Genomic DNA, 20243 nt, shown 5'->3' on the forward strand with positions numbered 1-20243 from the left:
CCTCTTGTCCCCTGTGTCTTGCAGCACTCCTTGCATGCACCGGGAGCGAGAGGCAAGGGCGGAAGGCCTGCCAGGAAGAGTAGGTGCCGTTGAAGCGGCCTCCGCTTGCCTGCCGGACGTTCGGCATCTATATCAAGCGAATGCCTGACTATTCGTCCCGATCGTCTTCGGCGCCTCATATCCCGATGGATGCGCTTAGCGAAGTCCTCCAAGACTTTCGCTTGAGTGGTGTCAACTATGGCCGCTGTGAACTCCGACATCCTTGGAGCATCGCCTTTTCGCAACAACCGCTGCTTCGCTTTCACTTTGTCGGCCAGGGTCCATGCTGGATTTATACCGAGGCGGAGGGCTGGCAGGAGTTGCGCGATGGCGATCTGGTGCTGCTGCCGCAAGGCATCGCCCATCGGCTGGCCAGTGCGCCGGACGTTGTTGGCGACTCGCTCGAGGGTTGCCAGGTGACCAAGTTGGGGAGCAATGTCTGCGAAGTGGTGCGGGAAGGGACGGGCGCGACAAGCACCCTTTTCTGCGGCTCCATGGCCTTGGGTGCCTATGCGCTTAACCCATTGATCACGTTGATGCCGCCTATCATCAAAGGGTGCGACGTAGCCGGCAATGACCCGGTCGTTGGTCCTTTGCTGGCGGCTATGACGGCGGAGGCCGCGCAACCGCAGATGGGCAGCGCCACCATCTTGTCGCGTATGGCGGACCTGCTGACCGCCCGGCTCATCCGCTGCTGGGTCAATTGCACTGGAGCCTCGACCACCGGTTGGCTCGCCGCTATCCGCGACCCCCATATCGGCCGCGCGCTGGCAGCCATGCACCGAGACCCCGGCCATAACTGGACCTTGGAAAGCCTTGCCAGCCTGGCAGGCCAATCGCGCTCGATTTTCGCCGAGCGCTTCAGCGCTGTATTGGGGGAAGGCGCGGCACGCTATCTCGCCCGTTTGCGTATGCAGCTTGCCCGCGAGTTGTTGGGGCAGAACGGCTTGTCGGTTGCCGAGGTCGCCACCCGCTTGGGCTATGATTCCGAAGCATCCTTCGCGCGTGCGTTCAAGCGCATCACCAGTGTCTCGCCAGGCGTTGTGCGTCGCACAATTCCCGGACGAATGGACATGGATTTCGGATTTTAAGATACATATCATCCGAAGAGACTCGTCTATGAAGACCTCCAAACCTTGGAGATCTTGCAGTGACAGACACAACATTACAGCTTGAAGACGCGACGATAGACCTCGATGCCGGTGCGCCAGCCGCGTGGAGCGCGGCCATCTGGTTCGCGGTCATTTCATTGGCGGCCACCAGCTTTGCCCTGGTGTCGGCGGAATTCCTGCCGGCAGGTCTGTTGACGCCAATGGCGCGCGACCTTGGCATCAGCGAAGGAACGGCCGGACAGGTCGTCACCGCCACGGCTTCCATCGGCGCCGTGACGGCGATGTTGAGCAATGTTCTCATCGGCCGATTGAACCGCAAGACGGTGCTGGTTGGCCTCTGTGCCTTGGCGGTCGGTTCCAATATCCTTGCAGCGCTGGCGCCCAATTTCTGGCTGTTGCTGCTAGGCCGGGCCGGGCTTGGAATCGCTATCAGCGCCTTCTGGGCACTTTCGGTTGCCGTCGTGGCCAGGCTGGTAGGCGCAAATGCGACAGGTCGGGGCATGGCTATCGTCACCCTCGGCGTCTCGCTCGCCACCATTGCCGCACCGTCGGTGGGTGCGTTGATCAGCGACTGGCTGGGATGGCGCAGCGCCATGGCCTTGACAGCAGGGCTGGCAGTGATTGCCATGCTGCTGCAGTTGCTTAGCTTGCCGACCTTGCCTGCAACAGCCAGCAATAGTCTTGCGGACGTATTTCGGCTGACACGGCGGCGTGGCATTCAACTCGGCATGCTGGCCATTCTTTTGCTGATGACGGGGCATTTTGCCGGCTCTGTCTATGTTCGCCCCTTCCTCGAACACGTGACGCTGCTTGCAACCGGGCCAATTGCGTTGGCTCTGCTCGGATTTGGCATCGCCGCAGTGATCGGCAACATTGCCGGTGGCCGCATGGCCGACGCCAATATCCGCGTCGCTCTCGTGGTCACAGCCGCGTTGATGGCGTTTGCGGCGCTGGCATTGGTGCTTTGGGGCGTGCACATCGGCGTTGCCTTCGGGTTCGTCACGCTTTGGGGCTTGGCCTTCGGCATGGGGCCCGTGGTGCTGCCGACCAATCTATCCCGCGCGGCACCTGATGCGCTGGAAGCAGCGGGCAGCTTGATGGTCGTCTCTTTCCAGGTTGCCATCACCATCGGCGCGGTTGTCGGCGGCTATGTCGTGGACACTTATGGCGCAACGGGGCCCTTGACCCTTACCGTCGTCCTTGCCGCATCGACAGTCATGCTGGCGCTGCTACAGCCTCGCGGGTGAACTTTGCTCTAGCTGATACAGGCGGGCTGAATCCGGAACGCCGCCTGTTGCAACTCCGTTACACAAGTTTACGCGGCCCGGTTGTTGCGTGCCGCCACAATCAGCGGTTATGGCACGTTCGGCTTCGGCCAGTGGAGGCAGCGGCGATGGGCGGCTGCCTTTTTTGAGGAGATGATTGAGATGAAGAAGTTTTTGCTCGTTGCCGTGGGTGTTGCGGCGTTGGCCGGTTCGGCTTGCTCCAAGGGGCCGGAATGCACGCAGGAGATAGCCGCCAAGAAGGCGCAGGACATGGCAGCCGCGCTCCAGGCAGCCATTACCAAGGACCCGGCCAAGGCGGCCGACCTGACCGCTAAGGTGCAGGCCGTGACGACGAAGTATCAGGGCGCGACGACGCTCGATGAAGCCTGCAAGGCCTATGACGAGCTGACGGCCACCATCAAGGGTTGAGCTGGCCGTCGACAAATGCGAAGGCGGTGGCCAGGCCGCCGCCGCCTTTTTGTTTGTTGAGTGGAGCGCTGGGGTCAGTTCTTGGCGATGGCGCCGACTTCGACCGAATCGACCCGCTTCAGGGTCATGCCGATCACCGGCACCAGCTGCTTGTCGACACGCACGGCCACCGTCACGGTCATCGAATTGTCGTCAGGCACGCGGGCCTGCATGACGCCGTTCAATTGCTTGCGGTTGATGGTGAACACGACCTTCTGGGCATCGACGACATTGCCGCCGACAATATCCATTCCGTTGCCGGTCGAGCCGCCCATGAAGCTGCCCCGGTAACCATCGCGGCCCTTGCGCTCGACGCTTGCCGACATCTTTTGCGTGAACACGCCGACCCGGCAGTTGCCGTCGAGCGTCATGCCGAGCTTGCTGTCGGGTGTCGAGCCATTGAAATCGCAGGTGAATTTCGTGCCCTTGTACTTGCCGGCGATGATCTCGCCGGGGCCAACCCATCTGCCTTCGACGGAGCGGAAAAACTGCTTGTCCGGTTCTGCTCCAAAGGCCTTTTCGACGAGGCCGAGCGGCGCGGCGATCGCAACGGTGGCAGGCAGCACGCAGGACAGGATTACGCTTCTCATCGACGACACCCGGCACGAAAGAGTCTTATCTTGGGACCTGGCTGACCATGGAGAAGATTGGTTAATGCTTCGTGACTGGCGACGGTTTTGGCGTTTACCCTATCGCTCCGGCTGACCGCCTTTTTTTGCCGCGAACGACGTCAGCGCCGAGAGGAAATCGCCAAGGCCGGGGCGCTTTACGGCGATGAACGGCAAGGGGCGCGCCGTTTCCATCGCCGCGATGCCGATGCGCGCCGTCATCATGCCGTTGACCACGCCTTCGCCGAGCTTCGCGGAAAGTTTCGCGGCCAGCCCGTGGCCGACGATCTGCTGCACGAAACTGTCGCCGACCGCGATCGAGCCGGTCACCGCCAGATGCGCGAGCACGCCGCGCGCCAGCCGGAAGAAGCCGAGCGTGCCCGGACGGCCGCCGTAAAGCTCGGACAGGCGCCGGATCAGACGCCCGGCCTCGAACACGACATAGGCGATGTCGACCAGCGCACGGGGGCTGACCGCCGTTATCAGGGACACGCGCTTGGCGGCCTCGAGGATCATGATTTTGGCGCGCGCATCGAGAGGCGACAGGATCTCGGTCTCGGCGAGCCGCACCAGATTGGCGCCGTCGATGATCTCGCCACGCAATCCGGCAAGCGACCGGCGACCGGCGGCGGTCTCGGGCTTTGCCGCGACGAAAGCCGAGAGCTCGTCGACCAAGGCGCGCGCTGCCTTGGGATCGTCGCGCGCCACCGCATCCAGGGCCCGCTTCTGCATCTTTTCGACTTCGGCAAGGCGGGCGATGGCGAGGAATTCGCGGATAAGGATGACGAGCAGCGACAGCAGCGCGATCGCCGCCATTCCGGCCGCCAGCCAGCCAAGCCACTCGGCCCGCGCAAACAGGTCGCGGATCAGCTGGTCCGCCCACAGGCCGACCGCCAGCGAGACGAGCACGCCGAGAGCGCCGAGGAACAGCCGGGCAAGCAGCGAACGCTTTCTCGGCGCCGTCGCCGGCGGCGGAGCCGCTGCCTCGATATCCGGCTCGCCGAAGACGTCGACTTCCGACGGGATCACGACCGCCGCATCGGCCCTTGCTGCACGTGGCCGGCGCGCCGGCTGTTCCTCGGCGGTATGGCTCCGCGGCGCTTGCGGCCCCGGCTTTGCCTCGGGCTCGATGCGGAAGGCCGCCGGTTTGCGGGGCGCGGTCATGCCAGGTGATCTCCGATCAGGAACTGCAATGCGCGGTCGAGCCTTATATGCGGCAAGGACAGCGTCACGCCTTCGGCTGTGCGTTCGAGTTTCGGCGGGCGGAAACGCACGAAGCGGATCGCCGGTTCGTTGCTATCTGACGGCGATCCGGAAGCGTCGAACACCGCATCGACCTTTTCCGGCAAATCACCCGGAAATATCGCGGTTTCGGTCTTGCCGTCGAACGTCTCGCCGTTGATCTTCTCGCCCTTCAGCGGGGTGCCGATGATGACCGGCAGCGTCTCGCGGCCTTGCTTCACCGTGCCCTCGCGGGTCGAGCGAACCGCGGCCATGGCGACGACGTCGACGGCGGCGCCGCTGAAATTCGCCCGCGCCACGGCACGGTCGGTCAGCCGGCGCACGATCGCCTGCAGCCGGTCATGGCTTTCGTGGTGCAAATGGTCCGCCTTGGTCGCGGCCACCAGAATGCGGTCGATGCGGCGTGCGAAGAAGTCGGTCAGGAAATTGCCCCGTCCGGGCCGGAAACACGACAGGATCTCGGTGACGGCGCGTTCCAGATCGGCCATGGCGGCCGGGCCGGCATTGAGCGCCTGCATGGCGTCGATCAGCACGATCTGCCGGTCAAGGCGGGCGATGTGCTCGCGAAAGAACGGTTTGACGACATGCGTCTTGTAGGCCTCGTAGCGGCGCTCCATCATCGCCTGCAGCGATCCGGAGCGCGCCCGGCCTTGCGACAGCGTCGTCAGCGGCGCGAAGGTCAGCGCCGGCGAGCCTTCGAGGTCGCCCGGCATCAGGAACCGGCCGGGCGGCAGCGTCGACAGCGCCCGCTCGTCGAGCTTGCAGGCCTTGAGGTAGGCGGCAAAGCTCTCGGCCAGTCGCCGCGCCGTCATCTCGTCGGCGTCGGCATCGGGATCGACGGTCGAGGCCAGTTCGCGCCAGGCCTGCGACAGGTCGCAGCGGACGGGCAGGGCAGCCAACTCGACCGCCTCGCGCGAAAAGTCGGCGAAGGATTTGCCGAGCAGCGGCAGGTCGAGCAGCCATTCGCCGGGGTAATCGACGATGTCGACGGATAGTTTTCCAGCCGAAAACAGCCGGTTCCAGCCGGAGGCCGACTCATATTCGATGGTGAGCCTGAGTTCGGAGATGGCGCGCGTGGAGTCCGGCCAGGCACGGTCGTTCACCAAAGCCGCGACATGGTCTTCATACTGAAAGCGCGGAACGGCATCGTCCGGCTGCTCCTCCAGGAAGGCGCGGGCGATGCGGCCGGATTTCTGTGCCTCGAAAAGCGGCAGGCGTCCGCCATGGATGAGATTGTGGACGAGGGCGGAGATGAACACCGTCTTGCCGGCGCGGGACAGGCCGGTGACGCCAAGACGCAATGACGGAGAGAAGAGCCCGGCGGCGCGGCCCGACAAGGTGTCAAGCGCAATCCTTGCCTCGTCGGTAAAGCTGGTCAGCGATGATGCCAAATCAGGCCTCTGGTTGCGCGTCAGCGCCCGATATAGGCCTTGCGCCGAGCGTTTGAAATGGCCTCAGAGGCCGGCGGGCGTGAGAAAGGCTTCGAGATAGCCGTTGCCCTGCGCCGCTTCGGCAAGATTGCCGGGAAAGCGCACCACGGCGAGGCCTGAGGTTGGAAAACCGTGGTTCATCATCCTGCGCGCTGCCTCCTCGCCGTCGCCGGACAGCGCCATCGCCAGATCCTCGGTCATGGGGTTGTGGCCGATCACCAGAAGCTGGTCGGCGCCGCCATTCCTGCGGATGATGTCGAGATAGCCGGCCGCATCCTCGCTGTAGAGCGTGTCGAAGAACAGGACCCGGCCGGTGTCGGCGCGCCCCGCGAGGCCTTCCAGCGTCTGCCGGGCCCGCCTCGCATTGGAGCAAAGGGTGACATCCGGCACGTAGTTGCGGGCCCGCATGGCGTCCCCGATCGCTTCGGCATCGGCCATGCCCGATGCGTCGAGCGGGCGATCGAAGTCGCGCACGCCGGGCAGCGCCCAGCCGGCTTTGGCATGCCGCAACAGATAAAGTCTGCTCAACCGGACCCCCGATAGCGCCGCCTTTCCGGCAAAGCGCGATTAGTCACCAGAACCAGGCCGTGCACAATGGCCGGCACCGGCAACTGCAACGAATCACGTGCGAATTCGTTTGCTGCCATTGAAACAACGTCGCGAGAGGGCCCGCCGATGCGAGACTAACATTTGCGTGAAACGGTCGCCAATAGCGCTTGTGCAGCCTCTTTTCCCCGAATATATAGGCGCAAAATTTGGGGTTGTTGGGTGAGTCGAATGAACGACATCGTTACCGCCGATTACGTACCCTCCGAAGACGAGCCGTTCATGAATGAACGGCAGAAATCGTACTTCCGTCAAAAGCTTATCACTTGGAAGAGCGACATTCTCCGCGAAGCACGCGAAACCCTCGAAATCCTGCAGCAGGAAAACGCCAACCACCCGGACCTAGCCGATCGCGCCTCCTCCGAAACCGACCGCGCCATCGAATTGCGCGCCCGCGATCGCCAACGCAAGCTCATCTCCAAAATCGACTCCGCGCTGCAGCGCATCGATGAAGGCACCTATGGCTATTGCGAGGAAACCGGGGAGCCGATCGCGCTGAAGCGGCTTGACGCACGCCCGATCGCCACGCTGTCGATCGAGGCGCAGGAGCGTCACGAGCGCCGCGAGAAGGTCTATCGCGACGACTGACGAGAACCGAATAGGCAAGAAAACGTAGAAAATGGCCGGATTTCCGGCCATTTTCGTTTCCGGTGCTCAGGGCGCGGAAAGGCCCGCCTGTACCGGCAAGCTGCCGTAAGGTCAGCGCTTATGGTTGCCCAGTTCGCCAAGCAGTTTGGTCATCTCGTCATCGAGCGAGGGCTTGGGCGCGGGTTTGCTTGCTGCCGCCGGCTGGGAGTGCGTCTCGTCGAAAGAGGTCTCGAGCTCGTGCATCAAAGTGTCGTCGATGGAGTCGTTTGAGGGCGGCGTGTATCTGGCGCTGCCGTTTGTCGTCCCGTAGCCCGGCAACGGCATGACCTTCGCCGTCGGCTGGCTCGGCGCCGCCGACTTGGGCGGCGTGGGAGCGGGCGCGGGCTGGCGTCCGGCGGCTGGCTGGGCGGCAGGCGGCGCCTGCCTGACGGGCGCGGGTGCCGGCGGAGGTGCCGGTTGCGGCGTGCGCGGGCGTGGGGCGGCGGATGCCTGCTGCTGGCCGCTGTCGCCGGTCAGCGCCGGGCGGCGCGGCGCCGCCAGCCTGATATCGCGCTCGACCACGACATCGGTCGGCCCGCCGATCAGGATCAGGTGCTCGATGTCGTCGCGACGCACCAGCACAAGCCGGCGATGGCTGTCGACGGCGGTGGCGTCCATGACCGCAAGGCGCGTCTTGCGGTTCCTGCCGCCGGCCACGAAGGTGCCGAAGGTCAGGTTGCGTACCACCTTGATGACGAGCAGGACGACGACGAGCAAAATGAGCGCCGCGAACGTCCACAGGATTGCAGCGACATAACCCGGACCAGCCACGCTATCCAGCCATTGCAGCATCGGTGCACCCAATCGCCTTTTGAGGTAGGCGACACTAGACCGCGGTGGCGGCCCGCCGCAAGTTCACATCACCCATCGTGAACAGTTTGAAACATGAATCGTTGATTTTATCGGACATTTGCCGCCGGGGCCTTTTCCGCTACAGGAGAATGTGATTCAACCGACCGTCCGCGCCCGTCGGACACCGGAATCACGAGCAGGGGGAACATGGCCAAGGAAGCGCGCGGCGATTTCTATCCGGTACCGATCGTCGACCAGAACACGCGTCCGGGTGCCGTGACCAGGCTCATCGTCTTCATCGTCGTCCTGACCGGCGCTGCGATCGTCTTCGGGCTTTTCCGCGAGCGCCTCGGCGATCCTTTCCTGCTCGGCATGCTCGGCGTGCTCGCCATGATCGGCGTCGGCTTCCTGTTCGCGACCGCGATCGGCTTCGTGCAGATCGCGCCGCGTTCGACCGGTGACGAATTGTCGAAAGCCTTTGTCGACTCGATGTCGCAAGGCCTGCTGGTCACCGACACCAAGGGCCGCGTCGTCTATGCCAACCGCGCCTATGCCGACATGACGGGTGCTGCCTCGGCCGCCGATCTCAAGACGGTCGAAGGGCTGCTGTCGGATGTTCCCGAGGCCTCGATGACAATCTACCGGCTGGCGTCGGGCCTGCGCGACGGCCAGGCGGGTGATGGCGAGTTCCGGCTGGCGCAGTCGATCAAGCCGGGTGCCGAACCCGGCGCGTGCTGGTATCGCGCCCGTGCCCGCGCCTTCAGCATGCCCGGGCAAAGGCTGCCGATGCTGGCCTGGCAGCTCGCCGACATTTCGCAGGAACGGGCGGAGCAGGAGCGTTTCTTCCTCGACCTGCAGAAAGCCATCGACCATCTCGACCATGCGCCGGCCGGCTTCTTTTCGGCCGATCAGGAAGGCCGCGTCACCTATATCAACGCCACGCTCGCCGAATGGCTCGGCATCGACCTTGCCTCCTTCACGCCGGGCGCCATCACGCTGCCGGAAATCATCGCCGGCGACGGCATGGCGCTGGTCCGCTCGGTCAAGGCCGACCCGGGTACCACCCGCAACGCCGTCATCGACCTCGACCTCACCACCATGAGCGGCCAGGCGCTGCCGGTGCGTTTCATGCACCGGGTTTCCGCCAGCCGCGAAGGCCTGAATGGCCCGACCCGCACGATCGTGCTCAACCGCACCCAGGGCGAGGACGCCTCCGCCGAACTCAGGGCCTCCGAGGTTCGCTTCACCCGCTTCTTCAACTCGACGCCGATGGCGATTGCCGGGGTCGATGCGAGCGGGCGCATCCTGCGCACCAACGCGCCGTTCCTGCAGCTGTTTTCGTCCGTTGTCGATCGCGACGCCGTCGACCGGCGCGTGCGCTTCGAGACCATCGTCCATGAACGCGACCGGCCGGGCTTCGCCGCAGCCTTCGAGAAGGCTAGGCAGCGGCAGGCCAATATCGAGCCGATCGACTCCGTGCTGCCGGGCAATGAGGAGCGCCACATCCGCTTCTACGTCAACGCCGTCGCCGACAGCGCCGGCAGCGAAGGCGCCGAGGAAGCGGCGATCGTCTATGCGGTCGAGACCACCGAGCAGAAGGCGCTCGAGGGCCAGATGGCGCAGAGCCAGAAGATGCAGGCGGTCGGTCAGCTCGCCGGCGGTATCGCGCATGACTTCAACAATGTGCTCACCGCCATCATCATGGCGTCCGACCTTCTCTTGACCAATCACCGGCCGTCGGATCCTTCCTTCCCCGACATCATGAACATCAAGCAGAACGCCAACCGGGCCGCTTCGCTCGTGCGGCAATTGCTGGCCTTCTCGCGCAAGCAGACCCTGCGGCCGGAAGTGCTCAACCTGACCGATGTTCTGGCCGACCTCAGGATGCTGCTCGCCCGCCTGGTCGGCAACGACATCAAGCTGAAGATCGATCACGGCCGCGACCTGTGGCCGGTCAAGGTCGATATCGGCCAGTTCGAGCAGGTGGTGGTCAATCTTGCCGTCAATGCGCGCGACGCCATGCCAAGCGGCGGCGATCTCACCGTGCGCACCCGCAACGTCACAGCCGACGAGTGCAAATCCTTCGCCTATCGTGAACTGACGCAGGCCGACTATGTGGTCGTCGAGGTCGAGGACACCGGCAGCGGCATCGCGCCCGACGTGCTGAAAAAGATCTTCGAGCCGTTCTTCACGACCAAGGAAGTGGGCAAGGGCACCGGCCTTGGCCTGTCGATGGTCTACGGTATCATCAAGCAGACCGGCGGCTTCATCTTCTGCGATTCCGAAGTCGGGAAAGGCACGGTGTTCCGCATCTTCCTGCCGCGCCACATCGCCGAGGTGAAGAAGCAGGCCGAGCCTGGCGAGGCGCCGGCGACAGCGGCGACGGTCCCGGCCAAGACCACCGACACCGCGAAGGATCTTTCCGGCTCGGCCACGGTGCTTCTGGTCGAGGACGAAGACGCCGTGCGCATGGGCGGCGTCAGGGCGCTGATTTCGCGCGGCTACACCGTTCACGAGGCGTCATCCGGGGTCGAGGCGCTGGAAGTGTTCGAAGCGCTCGGCGGCAAGGTCGATATCGTGGTGTCCGACGTGGTGATGCCGGAGATGGACGGGCCGACATTGCTCGGCGAGCTGCGCAAACGCCAGCCGGACATCAAGTTCGTGTTCGTTTCGGGCTATGCCGAGGACGCTTTTGCGAAGAACCTGCCGGCCGATGCGCATTTCGGCTTCCTGCCGAAACCCTTCTCGCTCAAGCAACTGGCGACGATCGTCAAGGACGTGCTGGAATCCTAGGCGCGTCGCGCTGAAACGGATTCAGGCGACGCGCTTTAGAGTTCTTTGTTTTGGTGCATGTCGTTGTCCCGGAACCGCTGCGCACTTCTGGGCGACATGCGCTAGGCGCCGAACCTGGCCGGCTTAAACTTTTCCTGGGTTTGCTTCTAAAACAGCTACCGCTTGCACATTGCGGCAGCCCTGCCATGATGGCTGTCGGATGGGTCTATCATGGGGGTGGTAGCGCGTGACGCCGCATATCGAGGCGGATAGGGGCGACTATGCCCAAACGGTGCTGTTGCCGGGCGACCCCGAGCGCGCCCAATGGATGGCGGAAACCTTTCTCGAGGCGCCGCGCTGCGTCAACCGCCGACGAGGGGCGCTGGGGTTCACCGGCCGGTTCCGTGGCACGCCGGTCAGTATCCAGGCGACCGGCATCGGCGTTTCGTCGTTCCTGATCTATGCCCACGAACTGCTCGACTATCATGGAGTCAAGACGCTGATCCGCACCGGCACTTGCGGCGCGCTGGCTGAAGACGTGGCGCTGCGCAGCGTCGTTATCTCCGGCGCCGTGCGCGCCGAAGGGGCAATCAGCGGACAGGTGTTCGGACTTTACCAGCCGGCGGGGCCGGACCAGGCGCTCCACGCGCTGGCGCTGCAACGAGCGGCCGATCTCGGCATCGCCTGCAGCACGGGACTGACGGTTTGCAGCGACGTGTTCCACCATCCCGACGGCCGCGCGCGGTTCGACGAGCCGAGGGCGCTCGGAGCGCTGGCGGTAGATATGGAGACCAGCGCGCTCTATCGCATCTCGGCGCATTTCGGCGCGCGGGCCTTGTCTCTGCTCACTGTGGTCGACCATGTCGTCACCGACGAGCAGACCGACTATTGCGAACGCCAGGCGCTTTTCGCCGATATGACGCGGCTGGCGCTCGAAATCACTGCGAACGCTTAAAGCGCGTCGCGCTGAAACGGATTCAAGCGACGTGCTTTTAAGTCTTTGTTTTGATGCATGTCGTTGTCCCAGAACCGCAGCACACTTCTGGGGGACACGCATTAAGCGGCTTCGCGCTTGAGTGCCGCCTGCTCTTGTACCGCTGGCCGGTGGCCGCGCAGATAGAGCGCGCAGGTCGTGCGCAGCATGGAAGCGAAGTTCGGGATCTCGCCGTTGATCTCGATCGCCTCGTCATAGAGTTTCGAGATGAATTTCGGGGTCGTCAGTCCCTGACTGTCGGCGATCTCGTCAAGCAGACCCCAGAATGTCGCCTCGAGCTGGATGCTGGTCGAATGGCCGTCGATGCGGATCGACCTGTTGATCTGCCGGTAGCCTTCCGGGTCCTGCCCGGCAAAGACTCTGCACATCGGTACCTCCCGTTGTTGTTTATCTTGGGCGCCGATTGGGTCGGCTGGCGCCTTTTTTGAACACTGCCTGCGCTTGTCATCTTCGATCCGATGGCCGGCAACGGCAATCGGACTTTCGTCCTTACGCGCGCGTCCTGCCACGCGCGGGGACACTATCCGTTTTCATGCCGCATGCGTGGTAATCGGCTGCCACCACCTTTTTTCGCCGACGCGCATAATCGATTCCGTAAGCACCAAAGCTGCGGAGTCCGATTTGGCGAAGGCGATCCATTCCATGATCAGGGTTCTCGACGAGGCACGGTCCGTCGATTTCTACAACAAGGCCTTCGGCCTCGAGGTGGCGCAGCGGCTCGATTTCGAGACCTTCACGCTCATCTATCTCAGCAATGCCAATTCGCCGTTCGAGGTGGAGCTGACCGTGAACAAGGGGCGCACCGAGCCCTATGCGCTGGGCGACGGCTACGGCCATCTTGCCGTCTCGGTCGCCGATCTCGACAGCGAGCACGACCGGATCGGCGCGCTCGGCCTCAATCCGAAGAGGATCGTCGAGTTCAACCACGACGGGGCGCTGATCGCCCGCTTCTTCTTCATCGAGGATCCCGACGGCTACAAGATCGAGGTCCTGCAGCGGGGAGGGCGCTTCCAATAGGGACACCGGCCGCGCGGCGTGGCGCGGCGCCAGCAACGGCATCTTCGGATGCGAACAGCAAGCAGGGAGGAAATCATGGTCACAATTTACGAGAAGAAGCCGGGCCTTTCGCGGCGTGAGCTTCTCAAGCGCGGCGGCGTGGGCGCGCTGCTCATCATCTCCGGCAGCGCCGTCATCAGCCCCGAGCATGCCTGGGGGCTGGAAACCTCGGCGCTGAAGCCCGAGACGATGGCGACGCTGATCCAGATGGCGCGCGACATCTATCCGCACGACCAGGTGCCGGACAAATATTACGCCATTGCCGTCAAGGGCCATGACGAGGCCGCCGCCAAGGACCCGGCCCATAAGGAGCTGATCGAGAAGGGCATTGCCGAACTCGACAAGAAGGCCGGCAAGGGCGGCTATCGCGGGCTCGGCTGGGAAGAGGAGAGGGTCGCGCTGCTCACCGGCATCGAGAAGACGCCATTCTTCCAGGCGGTGCGCGGCGGCCTCGTCGTCAGCCTCTACAACCAGAAGGAGGTGTGGCCGATCTTCGGCTACGAGGGCGAGTCCTTCTCCAAGGGCGGCTACATCGCGCGCGGCTTCAACGACATCGAGTGGCTGTAAGCCGCTCTGTCCCGAACCGCTTTTCGATAGATTTCATGGGAGGAAACCATGGCAGCATCATTTGATCTCAAGAACGACGGCGTGGTCGTCATCATCGGCTCCGGCGCCGGCGGCGGCACGCTCGGCAACGAACTGGCGCAGAAGGGCATCGACGTCGTCATCCTCGAGGCGGGCGCCCGCAACGAATATGAGGACTTCGTCAACGACGAGTGGGATTCCTTTGCGCAGCTTGCCTGGAAGGACAAGCGCACCACTTCGGGCGACTGGCGGGTGGCCAGGGATTTCCCGAACCTGCCGGCCTGGATCGTCAAGTCGGTCGGCGGATCGACGACGCATTGGGCTGGCGCCTCGCTGCGCATCCAGGAGCATGAATTCAAGGCGGCCACGACCTACGGCAAGGTCAAGGGCGCGAACCTTCTCGATTGGCCGGTGACGCTGGCCGAAATGGAACCCTATTACGCCAAGGCCGAGGCCAAGATGGGCGTCACGGGCACCAACAACTGGCCGCGGCTGCCGGGCAACAACAACTTCAAGGTGCTCAAGGCCGGCGCCGACAAGCTTGGCTACAAGGAATGCCACACCGGCAACATGGCCATCAATTCGGTGGAGCGCGACGACCGCAATTCCTGCCAGCAGACCGGCTTCTGCTTCCAGGGCTGCAAATGGGGCGCCAAATGGTCGACGCTCTACACCGAAATCCCGAAGGGCGAAGCGACCGGGCACCTGGAAGTCCGGCCAAACGCGATGGCGATCAAGATCAACCATGACGCTTCAGGCAAGGTGACCGGCGTCGTCTATGCCGACAAGGACGGCAAGCTGCAGGAACAGAAGGCCCGCGTCGTCGCGGTCGCCGGCAATTCGATCGAGAGCCCGCGCCTGTTGCTCAATTCGGAGTCGTCCAAGTTCCCGCACGGGCTTGCCAACTCGTCCGGCCAGGTGGGCAAGAACTACATGCGACACACGACCGGCTCGGTCTACGCCATCTTCGACAAGCCGGTGCACATGTATCGCGGCACCACCATGGCCGGCATCATCCGCGACGAGGCGCGCCATGATCCCTCACGTGGCTTCGTCGGCGGCTATGAGATGGAGACGCTGTCGCTTGGCCTGCCGTTCATGGCGGCGTTCCTCAACCCCGGCGGCTGGGGCCGCTCCTTCACCACGGCGCTCGACCACTATGACCATATGGCCGGCCTGTGGATCGTCGGCGAGGACATGCCGCGCGAGGAGAACCGCATCGCGCTGCACAAGGACGAGAAGGACGAGCACGGCATGCCGATCGCCGACGTCCATTTCGACGACCATCCCAACGACACGGCCATGCGCGACCATGCCTACAGCCAAGGCCAGGCGCTTTATGCCGCGGTCGGCGCGACGCGGACCTTCCCGACGCCGCCCTATCCGTCCACCCACAATCTCGGCACCAGCCGGATGAGCGAGAAGCCGGAGGACGGCGTCGTCAACAAGCACGGCCAGTCGCACGACATCAAGAACCTGTTCGTCTCCGACGGCAGCCAGTTCACCAGCGGCGCGGCGGAGAACCCGACACTGACCATCGTGACGCTGGCGATCCGCCAGGCCGACTACATCGCCGCGCAGATGTCGGCCAAGACTATTTGACCTCCCGACTGCCTGCTGGCGCGGGACCCGCGAGGGTTCCGCGCCTTTTTTATGACGGCTATCTCCTGGTGCAGGTCGAGGCCGTGAAGGCGCCGTCCGGCTGCTTCATGATGATGTCGAAGGAAGGGCCGCTTGGGTCATCCAGCGTCGCCTGGGTCATCGAGATCGAATTGCCGCCGCTGGTGTAGCCGCCGAGCGGACCAAGCCAGGTGATCTCGCCATTGGCGTTCATCTGGTAGTTGTAGGTTCCCGAAGTGCCAAAGGTCACCGGGCCGCTATAGACATTGCCCTTGATGGTGATGTCGCCGAGATTGAGGAACAGGCCGAGCAGGTAGACCTCGCAATGATAAGTTCCGTCGGGGAGCTTGCCGTCGGCGAAGTCGGCGCGAGCGCCACCGGCGGCGGACACAATAAGCAGGAAACTCAGGATCGTTCGCAGGGCCATGACGTCGCTCGTTTGTGCGCGACCTTGCCCCATTTTGCCGTGTGCCCGCAACAGGGCGCCTGGTGTACCGCCGTCGCAGCAGGTGAAAATTTAGGCATATTTACCTTTTGGGCAAAATATAGGCAGTGTTGCGTAAACTTTTCTCAGCTTTGTCGCGGCGCGGCGACTGGGAAAGTTCGGCGACTACACGATAACGCGTTGTAAATGCTTTGTTATCCTGGATTTTTGGTCCGAGCGCCATCGTCTGGCACGTCGCTTGCACAGCTAATGTTGCGATGCAAACAACCAGCTTGGGAGTGTGGTCATATGAGGGGTAACTTCGCAAAAATAACAAAAATCTTGTCGGCAGGCGTCGTCGCCGCCGGCCTGCTGGCGTCGGCTTCCGCCAAGGCGGCCGAGGACACGATCAAGGTCGGCATCCTCCATTCGCTGTCGGGGACGATGGCGATCTCGGAGACGACGCTGAAAGACGTCATGCTGATGCTTATCGACGAGCAAAACGCCAAGGGCGGCCTGCTCGGCAAGAAACTGGAAGCCGTGGTCGTCGACCCGGCGTCCAACTGGCCGCTGTTCGCGGAGAAGGCGCGCGAGCTGATCTCGAAGGACAAGGTCGCGGCCGTTTTCGGCTGCTGGACCTCGGTGTCGCGCAAATCGGTGCTGCCGGTGTTCTCCGAACTCGACAACATTCTCTTCTATCCTGTCCAGTATGAGGGCGAGGAGAGCGAGCGCAACGTATTCTACACGGGCGCCGCGCCGAACCAGCAGGCGATTCCTGCCGTCGACTATCTGATGAGCGCCGACGGCGGCTCGGTGAAGCGCTGGGTGCTCGAAGGCACCGATTATGTCTACCCGCGCACCACCAACAAGATCCTCGAGGCCTATCTGAAGGCGAAGGGCGTTCCGGCCGACGACATCATGGTCAACTACACACCGTTCGGCTTCGCCGACTGGCAGACCGAGGTTTCGGCGATCAAGAAATTCGGCTCGGCCGGCAAGAAGACGGCGGTCGTGTCGACCGTCAACGGCGACGCCAACGTGCCGTTCTACAAGGAGCTGGGCAACCAGGGCATCAAGGCCGAGGACATCCCGGTCATGGCCTTCTCGGTCGGCGAAGAAGAGCTTGCCGGCCTCGACACCGGGCCGCTGGTCGGCCACCTCGCCGCCTGGAACTATTTCGAGAGCATCGACACGCCCGAGAACAAGAAGTTCATCGATAACTGGCACAAGTTCATCAAGAACGACAAGCGCACCACCAACGACCCGATGGAAGCCCATTATATCGGCTTCAACATGTGGGTGAAGGCGGTCGAGAAGGCCGGCACCACCGATCCGGACAAGGTCATCGACGCCATGGTCGGCGTGTCGGTGCCGAACCTGACCGGCGGCTATTCGACGATGATGCCCAACCACCACATCACCAAGCCGGTGCTGATCGGTGAAATCCAGGCCGACGGCCAGTTCGAGACCGTCTCGCAGACGCCCGGGCTGGTAATGGGCGACGAATGGTCCGACTACCTGCCTGACTCAAAGGACCTGATCTCCGATTGGCGTGCGCCTCTGTCCTGCGGCAACTTCAACGTCGCCACCGGCAAGTGCGGCGGCAAGGGCACCAACTGATACCGGTCCGGACCTTGGCCTATGACCTCCAGGTCCGTCGGATCGCGGAGTGGCCCCACGATCCAAGACCGCTGCCCGGGCAGGTTCCTCGACCCGCCCGGGCAAGACGCCCCGGAAACCAAGAAAGCCGCTTGAAGACGACGATGCTGCTGTTGCGCGCGATTGGTCTGACGCTTTTGCTGATGATGGCAAGTCTGTTGCCGTCGAAGGCCGCCGAAGCCGAGCTTCGCGCGACGATCGCCAAGTTCGCTGCAGCCACCGGTTTCTCGGCCACCGAGACCGTTGTGCGTGAACTTGCCGCCAGCGGCGATCCTTCCGTCGAGCGTCCGCTGTCCGCGCTCGCCGACGGCAATCTCTATATCCGCAAGGCCGATTCCGCGATCTTCGTCGGCAAGGAAAGCAGCGACAATGTCGAGCTGCTCGACCCGCTGAGCGGCGAAAAGTCCGGCGAAGCGGCCAAGGCCGACCTCACCAAGATCAAGGTCAACAACACGCTGCGCCGCGTCATCCGCGATGCGCTGGGCACGCTGACGCTGCGGGCCAAGGATCCGGCTGTCCGCATCGCCGCCGCCGACACCATGTTCAAGACGCCCGATGCCGCCAACATCGAGCCGCTGGATGCGGCAATCGCCGCTGAAACCGACGCCAACGTCAAGGCGCTGTTCGAACAGGCGCGCGCCGCGTCTGTCCTCGTTTCCGACAAGCCCGAGGCCGACAAGCTTGCGGCCATCGCCCTGATCGGCGCGCGCGGTGACCGCGACGCGCTCTCCCTGCTCACTTCGGTCGAGGCCAGTTCGCAAGGCGCAGTCAAGGACGCGGCGACAGCGGCAATCGCCAGCATCAATTCCACGCTAGCGTTGTGGGATGCCGGCCAGAACATCTGGTACGGCGTCTCGCTCGGGTCGGTGCTGCTGCTGGCCGCGATCGGGCTCGCCATCACCTTCGGCGTCATGGGCGTCATCAACATGGCGCATGGCGAGATGGTGATGCTTGGCGCCTACACCACCTTCGTCGTCCAGCAGGTCATCCGCACCTCGTTCCCGGGCCTGTTCGACTGGTCGCTGGTGATAGCGCTGCCGCTGGCCTTCCTCGTCGCCGCGCTGGTCGGCCTGGCCATCGAGCGCGGTATCATCCGCTTCCTCTATGGCCGGCCGCTGGAAACGCTCTTGGCCACCTGGGGCGTTTCGCTGATCCTGCAGCAGGCGGTGCGCAGCATCTTCGGGCCGACCAACCAGGAGGTGGGCAATCCGTCCTGGATGTCCGGCTCCTTCGATATCGGCCAACTCGCCATCACCTGGAACCGGCTGTGGATCCTGGTGTTCGCGCTGGCCGTCTTCGCAGTGCTCCTTTACGTCATGAAGCGGACGTCGTGGGGGCTGCAGATGCGCGCCGTCACCGCCAACCGGCGCATGGCCGCCTCGATGGGCATCAGGACGCCGTGGGTCGACGCGCTGACCTTCGCGCTTGGGTCCGGCATCGCCGGCATAGCCGGCGTGGCGCTCAGCCAGATCGACAACGTCTCGCCCAATCTCGGCCGCGGCTACATCATCGACAGCTTCATGGTCGTGGTCTTCGGTGGCGTCGGCAACCTCTGGGGCACGCTGGTCGGCGCCTTCTCGCTCGGCATCGTCAACAAGTTCTTGGAACCCTATGCCGGCGCCGTGCTCGGCAAGATCGTCGTGCTCGTGCTGATCATCCTGTTCATCCAGAAGCGCCCGCGCGGCCTGTTCGCGCTGAAGGGCAGGGCGGTGGAGGCATGATCGCGCAACGCTTCTTCGGCGCCGACCGGCGCATCGCCGTTACTATCCTCGTCCTGCTGGCCGCCGCCATCATCGTGCCGGTGCTCAACCTGGCGGTTTCACCTACGAGCGCCCTCTACATCCCGTCATATATGGTGGCGCTGACGGGCAAATATCTCTGCTACGCGCTGCTGGCGCTCGCGCTCGACCTGGTCTGGGGTTATTGCGGCATCCTTTCGCTCGGCCATGGCGCCTTCTTCGCGCTCGGCGGCTATGCGATGGGCATGTATCTGATGCGCCAGATCGGCTCGCGCGGCGTCTATGGCAATCCGATCCTGCCGGACTTCATGGTGTTCCTGAACTATAAGGAACTGCCCTGGTTCTGGCTTGGCTTCAACCATTTCTGGTTCGCGGCGCTGATGGTGCTCGCCGTGCCCGGCCTGCTTGCCTTCGTCTTCGGCTGGTTCGCGTTCCGCAGCCGCGTCACCGGCGTCTATCTGTCGATCATCACCCAGGCGATGACCTATGCGCTGCTGCTCGCCTTCTTCCGCAACGACATGGGGTTCGGCGGCAACAACGGTCTGACCGATTTCAAGGATATTCTGGGCTTCAACGTGCAGGCCGATGCGACGCGCTCGGCGTTGTTCGCGGCCAGCGCCGTCACGCTTGCGCTCGCTGTCTTCATCACGTGGGCGATCGTCGTCTCAAAATACGGCAAGCTGCTGATGGCCGTGCGCGACGCCGAGAGCCGCACCCGCTTCCTCGGCTGGCGGGCGGAGAACGTCAAGCTGTTCGCCTTCACCGTGTCGGCCGTCATGGCCGGCATCGCCGGCGCGCTCTACGTGCCGCAGGTCGGCATCATCAATCCCGGCGAGTTCGAACCGTCCAATTCGATCGAGGTGGTGATCTGGACCGCTGTCGGCGGGCGCGGAACCATCGTCGGCCCGATCATCGGCGCGCTGCTGGTCAACGCCGGCAAATCCTGGTTCACCGGCGTGCTGCCGGAATTCTGGCTGTTCGCGCTGGGCGGGCTGTTCGTCGCCGTCACGTTGCTGCTGCCCAAGGGCATCGTCGGCATGTGGGACAGTTGGCGCGGCAATGCGCGGGCGATGCGCGCAGCCGCGATCGCGGAGGAAGCCGGCGTCGATCCTGATGTACCGCCGACACCGAAGATCGTTCGCTCCGCAGCGACAACGCCCGGCGCCTGGTCCGCGTCAGGCCCCGAACCGCAGCCGGCGGAGTAG

The 20243-nt window shown here is 63.8% G+C and carries 19 protein-coding genes; 12 read left to right on the plus strand and 7 right to left on the minus strand.

Going from position 1 to position 20243, the window contains the following annotated elements; translation table 11 throughout:
- Positions 1 to 140: 140 nt before the first annotated feature.
- The 3 genes from AC0L2L_RS05805 to AC0L2L_RS05815 all read left to right on the plus strand — a co-directional run bounded on the left by AC0L2L_RS05805 (position 141) and on the right by AC0L2L_RS05815 (position 2845).
- On the plus strand, positions 141 to 1130 hold the full coding sequence (locus tag AC0L2L_RS05805; RefSeq protein WP_473577108.1) for an AraC family transcriptional regulator: 990 nt from the start codon (positions 141 to 143) through the stop codon (positions 1128 to 1130).
- A 59-nt stretch (positions 1131 to 1189) separates the two neighbouring features.
- On the plus strand, positions 1190 to 2398 hold the full coding sequence (locus AC0L2L_RS05810) for an MFS transporter (protein ID WP_473576809.1): 1209 nt from the start codon (positions 1190 to 1192) through the stop codon (positions 2396 to 2398).
- 180 nt (positions 2399 to 2578) lie between these two features.
- Entirely contained in the window at positions 2579 to 2845 is a 267-nt protein-coding gene (locus AC0L2L_RS05815; RefSeq protein ID WP_027166331.1) for a hypothetical protein, read from the plus strand.
- Positions 2846 to 2919: 74 nt separating this feature from the next.
- Here the strand turns inward: AC0L2L_RS05815 and AC0L2L_RS05820 are convergent, their stop codons facing one another.
- The 4 genes from AC0L2L_RS05820 to AC0L2L_RS05835 all read right to left on the minus strand — a co-directional run bounded on the left by AC0L2L_RS05820 (position 2920) and on the right by AC0L2L_RS05835 (position 6692).
- Complete coding sequence (locus AC0L2L_RS05820) at positions 2920 to 3474, minus strand: hypothetical protein (protein ID WP_473576810.1); 555 nt, start codon at positions 3472 to 3474, stop codon at positions 2920 to 2922.
- A 99-nt stretch (positions 3475 to 3573) separates the two neighbouring features.
- Positions 3574 to 4656 (minus strand): YcjF family protein, encoded by a 1083-nt coding sequence (locus AC0L2L_RS05825; RefSeq protein ID WP_473576811.1) that lies wholly within the window; start codon positions 4654 to 4656, stop codon positions 3574 to 3576.
- A complete protein-coding gene (locus tag AC0L2L_RS05830; RefSeq protein WP_473576813.1) occupies positions 4653 to 6125 on the minus strand; it encodes a YcjX family GTP-binding protein in 1473 nt (490 codons plus the stop codon). The genes AC0L2L_RS05825 and AC0L2L_RS05830 overlap by 4 nt, the downstream gene beginning before the upstream one ends.
- Positions 6126 to 6188: 63 nt before the next feature.
- A complete protein-coding gene (locus tag AC0L2L_RS05835) occupies positions 6189 to 6692 on the minus strand; it encodes a SixA phosphatase family protein (protein ID WP_473576815.1) in 504 nt (167 codons plus the stop codon).
- 249 nt (positions 6693 to 6941) lie between these two features.
- On the opposite strand from AC0L2L_RS05835, the gene dksA reads away from it, so the two are divergent.
- Positions 6942 to 7358 carry an RNA polymerase-binding protein DksA gene (gene dksA, locus AC0L2L_RS05840; RefSeq protein ID WP_027166326.1) on the plus strand — a complete coding sequence of 139 codons (417 nt, stop codon included), beginning with the start codon at positions 6942 to 6944 and terminating at the stop codon, positions 7356 to 7358.
- Positions 7359 to 7469: 111 nt separating this feature from the next.
- Here dksA and AC0L2L_RS05845 read toward each other — a convergent pair whose 3' ends face one another.
- A complete protein-coding gene (locus tag AC0L2L_RS05845; RefSeq protein WP_473576817.1) occupies positions 7470 to 8189 on the minus strand; it encodes a hypothetical protein in 720 nt (239 codons plus the stop codon).
- Positions 8190 to 8396: 207 nt separating this feature from the next.
- Between AC0L2L_RS05845 and cckA the strand changes: the two genes are divergently transcribed.
- Both cckA and AC0L2L_RS05855 read left to right on the plus strand, forming a co-directional pair.
- A complete protein-coding gene (gene cckA, locus AC0L2L_RS05850; protein ID WP_473576818.1) occupies positions 8397 to 10982 on the plus strand; it encodes a cell cycle histidine kinase CckA in 2586 nt (861 codons plus the stop codon).
- A gap of 226 nt (positions 10983 to 11208) precedes the next feature.
- Positions 11209 to 11916: a DeoD-type purine-nucleoside phosphorylase gene (locus AC0L2L_RS05855; protein ID WP_473576819.1), complete on the plus strand. Its 708-nt coding sequence runs from the start codon at positions 11209 to 11211 to the stop codon at positions 11914 to 11916.
- 101 nt (positions 11917 to 12017) lie between these two features.
- Here AC0L2L_RS05855 and AC0L2L_RS05860 read toward each other — a convergent pair whose 3' ends face one another.
- A complete protein-coding gene (locus AC0L2L_RS05860; protein WP_027166322.1) occupies positions 12018 to 12323 on the minus strand; it encodes a ribbon-helix-helix domain-containing protein in 306 nt (101 codons plus the stop codon).
- A 253-nt stretch (positions 12324 to 12576) separates the two neighbouring features.
- On the opposite strand from AC0L2L_RS05860, the gene AC0L2L_RS05865 reads away from it, so the two are divergent.
- The 3 genes from AC0L2L_RS05865 (at position 12577) to AC0L2L_RS05875 (ending at position 15198) form a co-directional block, all read left to right on the plus strand.
- A complete protein-coding gene (locus AC0L2L_RS05865) occupies positions 12577 to 12972 on the plus strand; it encodes a VOC family protein (protein WP_473576820.1) in 396 nt (131 codons plus the stop codon).
- A 75-nt stretch (positions 12973 to 13047) separates the two neighbouring features.
- On the plus strand, positions 13048 to 13578 hold the full coding sequence (locus AC0L2L_RS05870) for a gluconate 2-dehydrogenase subunit 3 family protein (RefSeq protein ID WP_473576821.1): 531 nt from the start codon (positions 13048 to 13050) through the stop codon (positions 13576 to 13578).
- A gap of 48 nt (positions 13579 to 13626) precedes the next feature.
- Positions 13627 to 15198, plus strand: coding sequence for a GMC family oxidoreductase (locus AC0L2L_RS05875; RefSeq protein WP_473576822.1), 1572 nt, complete (start codon positions 13627 to 13629; stop codon positions 15196 to 15198).
- 58 nt (positions 15199 to 15256) lie between these two features.
- Here AC0L2L_RS05875 and AC0L2L_RS05880 read toward each other — a convergent pair whose 3' ends face one another.
- A complete protein-coding gene (locus tag AC0L2L_RS05880) occupies positions 15257 to 15643 on the minus strand; it encodes a hypothetical protein (RefSeq protein ID WP_473576824.1) in 387 nt (128 codons plus the stop codon).
- 306 nt (positions 15644 to 15949) lie between these two features.
- Between AC0L2L_RS05880 and urtA the strand changes: the two genes are divergently transcribed.
- The 3 genes from urtA to urtC all read left to right on the plus strand — a co-directional run bounded on the left by urtA (position 15950) and on the right by urtC (position 20243).
- Positions 15950 to 17260, plus strand: coding sequence for an urea ABC transporter substrate-binding protein (gene urtA, locus AC0L2L_RS05885; RefSeq protein ID WP_473576825.1), 1311 nt, complete (start codon positions 15950 to 15952; stop codon positions 17258 to 17260).
- Between the two features lie 143 nt (positions 17261 to 17403).
- A complete protein-coding gene (gene urtB / locus AC0L2L_RS05890) occupies positions 17404 to 19020 on the plus strand; it encodes an urea ABC transporter permease subunit UrtB (protein WP_473576827.1) in 1617 nt (538 codons plus the stop codon).
- Entirely contained in the window at positions 19017 to 20243 is a 1227-nt protein-coding gene (gene urtC, locus AC0L2L_RS05895) for an urea ABC transporter permease subunit UrtC (RefSeq protein ID WP_473576828.1), read from the plus strand. Before urtB ends, urtC begins: the two co-directional genes overlap by 4 nt.

The sequence above is a fragment of the Mesorhizobium sp. WSM4832 genome (genome assembly GCF_055811115.1).